A 7,537-nucleotide genomic window follows, 5' to 3' on the forward strand; every position below is an offset into this window, starting at 1 on the left:
ACGCCGGTAAAAATATCGTGTGCTTTGCGGCGCTCATCGCCATTATTTGTTTTCAAATCCAGGAAGCCATTCATGATGTCTTTATGGAACACATCCAAATAGACCGCCACTGCGCCTTGGCGCTGGCCAAGCTGGTCGACGCTGACGGCTGTGTCGTTGAGCAGGCGAATCCATGGGATAACGCCGGATGAATTGCCTTTGAATTTGCGGATATCCGAGCCGAGTGCCCGCACTTTTCCGTAATAAACTCCGAGGCCGCCTCCGTCTTTGCTCAGACGCGCGACATCCCAGTTGTTCTGGTAGATGCCGTCCAGCGAATCCGCCACCGTGTCGATAAAGCACGAAGACATTTGGCCGAAGCTCTTCCCAGCATTCGATAAAGTCGGCGTCGCCACTGTCATATACAAATTGCTCATCGCCCAATATGCTTCCTTGACGAGTTCGAGGCGACGCACTTTCGGTTCTTTTTGCATCAAAGTCATCGCGATGATGAGAAAACGCTCCTGCGGCAATTCCCACACACGTCCGTCATAGTCTTTTGCCAAGTAACGGTCCGCCAGCAAGAATAATCCTATGTAATTGAACAATTCATCACGCTCTGGCGCAATTTCTTTTCCCAGTAAGCGAATTTCGTTCTCAGAATAAGTTTCGAGTAAGTCTTTTGAGTAAATACCAAGGCGGCTCAGCCCGTAAATCAATCCGTAGAAATCATCGTATTTTTTCGCTGCGCTGTAACCGCGCGTTTGTGCCGCTTGCTCGTATAATTTCTCCAAATATAATCCTGCCGCCTCAAATGTCCAATGCGGTTCGTCCATCGATACCCGGTCTAGTGCATCTTGAATTTTTCTATCGCGTTCTACTGCTCCTAAAGTCATCTCAACACAGCTCCTTTGCGTATTCGTTTGCTATCATTCGGCGTTCTTTTCGTTCCTGTGCGTTCTCAAATAATCGTTTTTCATTTTCCGTTTCCGGCACTACGCTCGCGACCGGCGTCGGACGGCCTTCTGCGTCCACTGCGACCATCGTCAAGATCGAAGTGGTTGTTAAGCTGCGCGTGCCGCTTTCGATGTGCTGGCATTCCGCTTTGACGTATACTTCCATCGAAGTACGTCCTGTCGAAATGACGACGCCTTCCAAGATCAAGATATCGCCGACTTTTGCCGAGGACAGGAAATTGACGTTGTCGATCGATGCGGTTACGACTGCGCGCCGGCTATGTTTCATTGCCGAGATGGCGGCGATTTCATCAATATACGCGAGGACGGTGCCCCCGAAAATCGTGCCCATATGGTTCGTATCCGGCGGCAAGACGAGCCGGGACTGGATGGTCCTGGATACGCCAGCCGGAAGTTGTTCTCTGTGCATAACGAATTCCTCCTTATAAAAACAAAAAAGCCCCCACTCTCCGGAGAGAATGGGGGCATAAACGCAAGTTAATTAGGTGGGCGCACTTGTGCCGCACAAACCAAACCTTTGTCATCCTTCCCAATTCCCGGAGAAGTGCAAAACGACAACAAAGGCAGGTCTCCTGGCTCGCGCGTCACTCTCCCCATGCCCTTCCCGTCCATTGGACAGTGGGATTTCATGGTTCGTCTGCGCTTACAGTTGCGGGAACAGCTCCGGGATTTCACCGGATTCCCTATTCAGCCCGTAGTGGGCACCTTTGTTGCGGTATCACTATATATGGTGTTGAATTTTTACATCATCACCAAATCTTGTAGTTTCACTATAGACCAGTTCGAATTTCGCCGCAAGGATTTTCTCGTACTTCCTGTAGAAAGTGAAAAAGGGTCTAGTCGCTGTTATATTTTTCGTACAAACCTTTCAATTTTTAGTTATTTTTTGATACGAGGTTTTCAAATTTTCTGTTTCGGTGAAGACAGCGATAACTTGCTTGTGGAATCGTTCCGGTGTTCTAGTTATGCATCATCTTTGTAGTCGCCAGCCTGCTTTGGGTTGGCCTTTAGCAATAAGCCAAGAAGGGCGCTTGTCTTATTGCGTCGGCTCACCCTTGTCGCTGGCTGGCTAAAACATTTCATAGATTCGTGTATGTTTAATTAAATCTGCTTCTTTAGATAGTTGCCGGCTAGTGGGGGAATCGCTTCCCGGGACAGGGTTCAGTGAAGACAGCGTGAGCTTTCTTGTAGAACGGTTTCGGTGATTGGCTTGTTCATCTTGTTGGTAGCCGTGGCCGGGCTTTGGGTTGGCGGCTTGGAGATTTCATTGTTCTGTGTGTGTTTAATCAGTTCTGCTTCTTTAGTTAGTTGCCGGCTAGTGGGGAAATCGCTTCCTAAGGCGTGCATCGGTAAAATAGATAGTGTTGCCCGTTTGTGCTTCACGTTGGTTTTCAATACCTCGCTTTAGCACAGCCCATAGCAAGATCCCCGCCGCTTTCCACCACCATTTCTATTTCCCGGGAAATAAAAAGGCCGCGCAATTGCCTGCGCGGCTCTGATTATCCATCGACCCATTCAGATTCAGCTTCTGGCTGTTTCCCTTTTTGGTTCGTGGCTTCTTTATTGTCTTTGCTTGTGTACGGCTTAAAACTTTTAGCTTTGTTCTTGCCTTTTTCCCAACGGTTCCAGCCTTTTTTGCCGGTTCCTTGGCCTACGCCGCTTTTTGATTTTGCTTTCGCTTTGCCCATTTCTTTCACTCCCGTTCACTCATCGTGACGTTCAGCTTACCACATCCCGCCGCTTTCGTGAACAGTTCGTGTTTAGGCCTCGAGCACTTTCTGGATATCTTTGTGCATCGAATCAGGCGTATCTTTCGGCGCGAACCTCGCCACGACTTTGCCGTTCGAGTCGACAAGGAATTTCGTAAAATTCCATTTGATGCCGCTCGACAGGAAGCCTTTGGTGTTCGACGTCAAATGATCGAATAAAGGATGCGCATCTTTTCCGTTCACTTTGATGATGTCGTGCATCGGGAACGTGACGCCGTAAGTCATGCGGCACGACGATTCGGCATCGGCCGCTTTCCCAACTTCCTGGCCGAACTGATCGGACGGAAAGCCAAGTACGACTAGGCCTTCATCTTTGTAGCGCTGGTAAATCTTTTCGAGGCCGTCAAACTGGCCGCGCAGGCCGCATTTGGTCGCCGTGTTGACGATGACCATCGGTTGGCCTTTGTAGCGTTCGAGCTTGTACTCTTCCCCGCTGGCATCGGTGACCTTAATATCGTAGATTCCCATCATTCATCACTCCTGTTTCCATGAATTTTCACAGATCCATCTCGCCGAAAAATGCATTTAAGGCTTTCAGGTTGTTCATCAGTTCGATGGCATTGACATCGAGATAATTGCAGCTGGTGATCTTGTCGTGAATGGCCTGCTCAATCGGCTTTTCATCCGCACGCGATTGCTCCGTCAAAGAAATCCGGAAAGCTCGGCGGTCTTCAGCCGATTGTTCTTTCACGATGCGGCCATTTTGAATCATCCGGTTGATGATCGGGTTGAGCGTGCCGGTGCCGAGGCCGAGTTGCCCCCCGATTTCTTTCATTGTCAAGCCGTCTTCTTCCCACAACACGAGCAAGACCAAATACTGCGTAAAGGTCAGGCCGAACGGTTCTAAGGTCTTCGCATAAAGTTTCGAGAAATTGCTCGACGCTTTATACACTTCAAAGCATAGTTGCTGTTCCAGTTTGGTTGGTTTGTCCATGTCATCACCTGTTTTTCTGCTTATCGAACGACAATCTCCACGTCCACTGAATCTTTGATCGCTTTGGAATATGGGCAATACGCGTGGGCTTTGTCGACATATTCCTGTTTCTTGCCATCTTCCAGTCCGTCGATATCCACTTCAAGGCGCACTGCAAGTTTCACGCCGCCGTCCGTTTTATCGCCCAGCAAGGAAACTGTCGCTGTGACTTCGCTGTTCGTTACTTTCACTTTATCACGTTCCAACACGAAGTCCAATGCACTGTTGAAGCAAGAGCTATAGCCTGCCGCAAACAATTGCTCAGGGTTCGTCGCTGTATTCGGCTGGCCGCCAAGCGCGACTGGTTTTGCCACATCGAGATTGAAAATATTATCCGGTGAATAAACCGTGCCTTCGCGTCCACCGCTGTTGATCATTGTCGTTTCAAAAATTGGTTTCATTTTTATATCCCTCCAAAAATTATATCTTACACGATCTATATTAATTTAAATCGTACACGATGTAAAATGAAACACTTTGGTTTTTTCCACAAGAAAAATCCCAGATGCAAGATCCGGGATTTCCATTTTTTTATTCACGATAGCCTGAAGCTTAATAAATATAAGGAATCAAGCGGGCGCGGTGCTTCATCCATTCCTTATACTCGGGGCCGAACTTTTCGATGAGCAAGGCTTCTTCGTGCTGCATGCGTTTATTGAGTGAAAACGCGAGCAACAAGCCGCCGGCAATCGCCGCGATTAGGCTCGTAAAGAATAGTGCCATGCCAATGCCAATCAAGAACAAGCCGGTATAAAGCGGGTGGCGCAGCTTGCGGTAGGGGCCGCTGCTGACGATCTTATCGCCTTCCCTAACCGTCACGTGGCGTGTAAATTGTGATTTTAAATGAATAATTAACGCCGACAATAAGAAGCACGAGCCCAATCGGCCTGAGCACCGATGCCAGTTCAGTTTCTGCCAGCTCTTGGAGCCAAAAACCAACCACGATGGTGGCAATCAGCGACAATAGGATTCCGAAGAATGTCCTTTTTTCGACCGGATCGCCTTGCCCGGTCTCGCGATTTTTAAAAACGATGAATTCGACCAGCCAAATAACGCTCACAGCGGTGAAAACCCAGTCCATCCACCCCATCACATCCACCTCTTTCTTCTCCTTAAAATACTATAGAAGATGCCGCTCAAATACAATTTCCAACTGGTTGCGAATAGAAAAAGCTGTCCCGGCACCTTACCGGAACAGCTCTTCATTAGTCTTCGTCCGTCACCGACAACTCAACGAGCATCGCGGTGAAAACGATAAAAATGGCCATTAATGCGATTACCATCGTGAACATTGTCCTCAACTCCTACCATGTAATAAATCCTTTCGAGCCAGGTGGTGCATGTTGGATCATGTGGGTCAGTGGAATCGCGTATGCAATGATGATCAACGCGGCGGCAATGCCAATCCAAATCCACCAGTTCTCCAGCCATTTCGGCGTATTCGACATATCGCTTTCCGCCAGCGGGAATTCCACCATCTGTTCAGGCGTTTCCGCTTTTGGCGAAACGAACATCGTCATGATGACGATATACATCAAGATCATGGCAGACAGAAACAAAATCGTACCGCCGATCGCCATCGTCACATGGTTTGAGATGATGCCGTCAAACCATTCCATCGCCGACGGATGGTCGTTATAGCCGCTGTAAGCCGTGCGGCGCGGAGCCCCCATCAAGCCTAATACATGCTGTGCAGTCGACATGAGCAGCATGCCGATCGACCAAGTGATGATCTGGACAAAGCCGAGGCGCTGCATGCGCTTCGTGAAACGGCGACCCGTTAAGTACGGGATGAGCCAGAAGGTCAAGCCCATAAACGTCATCGCGACAGGCGTTCCGACGGTAATATGGAAATGCCCGACAATCCATAACGTATTGTGGACGACTTCATTCAATTGGAAGCTGGCATTGATGATTCCGCCAGCGCCACCAGGAATGAAGAACGCCATGGCGATGAAAATCGAAGTGAAACGGACATCTCGCCACGGCAGTTTCTTGAACCAGCCAAAGAGGCCGGTGCCGCCTTTTTTGCGCCCTGAAATTTCAAAGGTCGCAAACATCGAGAAGGCTGTCATGAGCGATGGCACGATGACCATGAACGTCAAGACGACCTGCAGGAACTTCCAGAAGTTCGAGATGCCCGGCTCGGTCAATTGATGATGGAACCCGACCGGAATCGAGAACAAGATGAACAAGACGAACGCGAGGCGCGCCAAGGAATCACTGAATACTTTCACGCCGAGCAGTTTCGGCACGATCGTGTACCAAGCGATGTACGCCGGGAGCAGCCAGAAATACACAAGCGGATGGCCGAAATACCAGAATAGTGAACGGCTTAATTCCACATTGATCGTATCCGTCCAACCGAACGCCCACGGAATGTATTGGAACAACACAGTCGCAACAACGCCGAGACAGGCGATGATCCATAACACGATGGTCGTGATCGTCATGAAGGCAAACAAAGGACTCAATTGCCCTTTATTGTTGCGGCGCCAGACCATGTAATGGCCGACCAACGCAAAACTCGAGATCCATGTGCCGACAATGACCAAAGCCAGGCCGACATAGTAAAAGCCGTTCGCTTTCAGCGGAGCATAGAATGTATAAAGCACTGAAGCTTCACCGGCCACAATCATGACTGTAGCCATGACCGTTCCGAGCAGTGTCACCCACAGGCCGATCCACGAAAACAAGCGGACTTTCGGGCCGAAGCTGCCAAGGCTTTTGCTCATGCCGGTGATAAAGAAGGCGAAAATGAAAAAGGTCGTATAAATAAGTGCAAGCAAGACGCCGTGCGCAGTAAGGATTTGGTAATAATCAAGCCAAGCCGGGAGCTGAAGTGCGTCGTTTCGGATAAATACCTGCAACACCCCCATGAGCGTGCCGATCAAAAATGCGGTATAAGCGACACCTAAGTGCCATAAAGCGATTTTACGTTCTGGTTGGGCAATCATGTCAGTACACCTCAATTTCCGTAGACATCATATGGTGCCCGGTTCCACAGTATTCGTTGCATAGAATCAAATACTTGCCCGGTTCTTCAAATGTGTAGGATTTGGTCGTAATCCGTCCGGGAACGACCATCATGTTGACTTTCGTATCATCGATCGTAAAGCTATGTACCACGTCTGTGCTGGTGACTTTGAAAATGATTTCTTTGCCGACCGGCACCCGCAAGTCAGGTGCGTTGTAGCCAAAAGCCAGTGCGACAATCGCCACTTGGTAAGTATCCTCGTCCAATTGCGTGACCCCTGGGTTATCGAATGGCGCTGTTTCGTTCACTTTCTCCGGGTCGATGGTGTCCATCCCTCCAGATGGTGTATGGTTTTGTGAAAACGCACTGACCCCGACGACGCTCAAAAAGACAATGAGCGAGACGATGCCGAAACTGAGCCAAATCTTCTCATATTTATGGAAATGCATGATAAATCTCTCCTTTTTTATCTCGCTACATACATCAAATACACGGCAACCCACATGGCAACGATGACGATGCCGACGAAGAACACACTGACTAGTGTTCCCCTCAAATTCATATCATGGTCCGATTGCTTCTTATCCATTACTTCCACCTCATCACTTGTTTGCTGTTTCCTTTAGCATAGGACCTAAGTTTCGGTTTAGCTGTGACATAAATCACACCTAGCCGTTTTTATTTTTAGCTGTCCATATTTTCGCCAAAAAAAAAAGCCTGCAGATGGGCAGGCTTTTGGGTAGTTGCTATTTGTTGGAATGAAAGATGGAGATAGCGTGTGGCGTTGTTCCGCTGTTCTATTGGAGTTTCATGTTGGTATTCGCCGCCGTGCTTTGGGTTGGCCTTTGGCAATAAGCCAGGA

At 48.9% G+C, this 7,537-nt stretch carries 11 protein-coding genes and 1 riboswitch; all 11 genes read right to left on the reverse strand.

Annotated elements, in window-relative coordinates:
* Positions 1 to 875, reverse strand: an 875-nt coding sequence (locus ON064_RS15795; RefSeq protein ID WP_274625521.1) for a ribonucleotide reductase N-terminal alpha domain-containing protein, incomplete at its 3' end; no start/stop codon positions are given.
* 1 nt (position 876) lies between these two features.
* Complete coding sequence (locus ON064_RS15800) at positions 877 to 1,365, reverse strand: acyl-CoA thioesterase (RefSeq protein WP_058382401.1); 489 nt, start codon at positions 1,363 to 1,365, stop codon at positions 877 to 879.
* Positions 1,366 to 1,501: 136 nt separating this feature from the next.
* Positions 1,502 to 1,680, reverse strand: a riboswitch (cobalamin riboswitch).
* Positions 1,681 to 2,455: 775 nt separating this feature from the next.
* On the reverse strand, positions 2,456 to 2,644 hold the full coding sequence (locus ON064_RS15805; RefSeq protein WP_058382400.1) for a DUF3934 domain-containing protein: 189 nt from the start codon (positions 2,642 to 2,644) through the stop codon (positions 2,456 to 2,458).
* Positions 2,645 to 2,716: 72 nt separating this feature from the next.
* A complete protein-coding gene (locus ON064_RS15810) occupies positions 2,717 to 3,193 on the reverse strand; it encodes a glutathione peroxidase (protein WP_274625522.1) in 477 nt (158 codons plus the stop codon).
* A gap of 28 nt (positions 3,194 to 3,221) precedes the next feature.
* Entirely contained in the window at positions 3,222 to 3,659 is a 438-nt protein-coding gene (locus tag ON064_RS15815; protein WP_211655579.1) for a transcriptional regulator, SarA/Rot family, read from the reverse strand.
* 20 nt (positions 3,660 to 3,679) lie between these two features.
* Positions 3,680 to 4,099, reverse strand: coding sequence for an organic hydroperoxide resistance protein (locus tag ON064_RS15820; protein ID WP_058382397.1), 420 nt, complete (start codon positions 4,097 to 4,099; stop codon positions 3,680 to 3,682).
* A gap of 151 nt (positions 4,100 to 4,250) precedes the next feature.
* A complete protein-coding gene (locus tag ON064_RS15825; protein ID WP_274625523.1) occupies positions 4,251 to 4,517 on the reverse strand; it encodes a methyltransferase family protein in 267 nt (88 codons plus the stop codon).
* A complete protein-coding gene (locus ON064_RS15830) occupies positions 4,507 to 4,797 on the reverse strand; it encodes a hypothetical protein (protein ID WP_274625524.1) in 291 nt (96 codons plus the stop codon). The genes ON064_RS15825 and ON064_RS15830 overlap by 11 nt, the downstream gene beginning before the upstream one ends.
* Positions 4,798 to 5,002: 205 nt before the next feature.
* Positions 5,003 to 6,655: a b(o/a)3-type cytochrome-c oxidase subunit 1 gene (locus ON064_RS15835; RefSeq protein ID WP_274625525.1), complete on the reverse strand. Its 1,653-nt coding sequence runs from the start codon at positions 6,653 to 6,655 to the stop codon at positions 5,003 to 5,005.
* Between the two features lies 1 nt (position 6,656).
* Positions 6,657 to 7,124, reverse strand: a complete 468-nt coding sequence (locus tag ON064_RS15840; RefSeq protein WP_274625526.1) for a cytochrome c oxidase subunit II — start codon at positions 7,122 to 7,124, stop codon at positions 6,657 to 6,659.
* A gap of 17 nt (positions 7,125 to 7,141) precedes the next feature.
* A complete protein-coding gene (locus ON064_RS15845; RefSeq protein WP_121299205.1) occupies positions 7,142 to 7,264 on the reverse strand; it encodes a cytochrome C oxidase subunit II in 123 nt (40 codons plus the stop codon).
* Positions 7,265 to 7,537: the final 273 nt, after the last annotated feature.

The organism is Planococcus sp. A6 (genome assembly GCF_028823615.1).
GTDB lineage: Bacteria > Bacillota > Bacilli > Bacillales_A > Planococcaceae > Planococcus.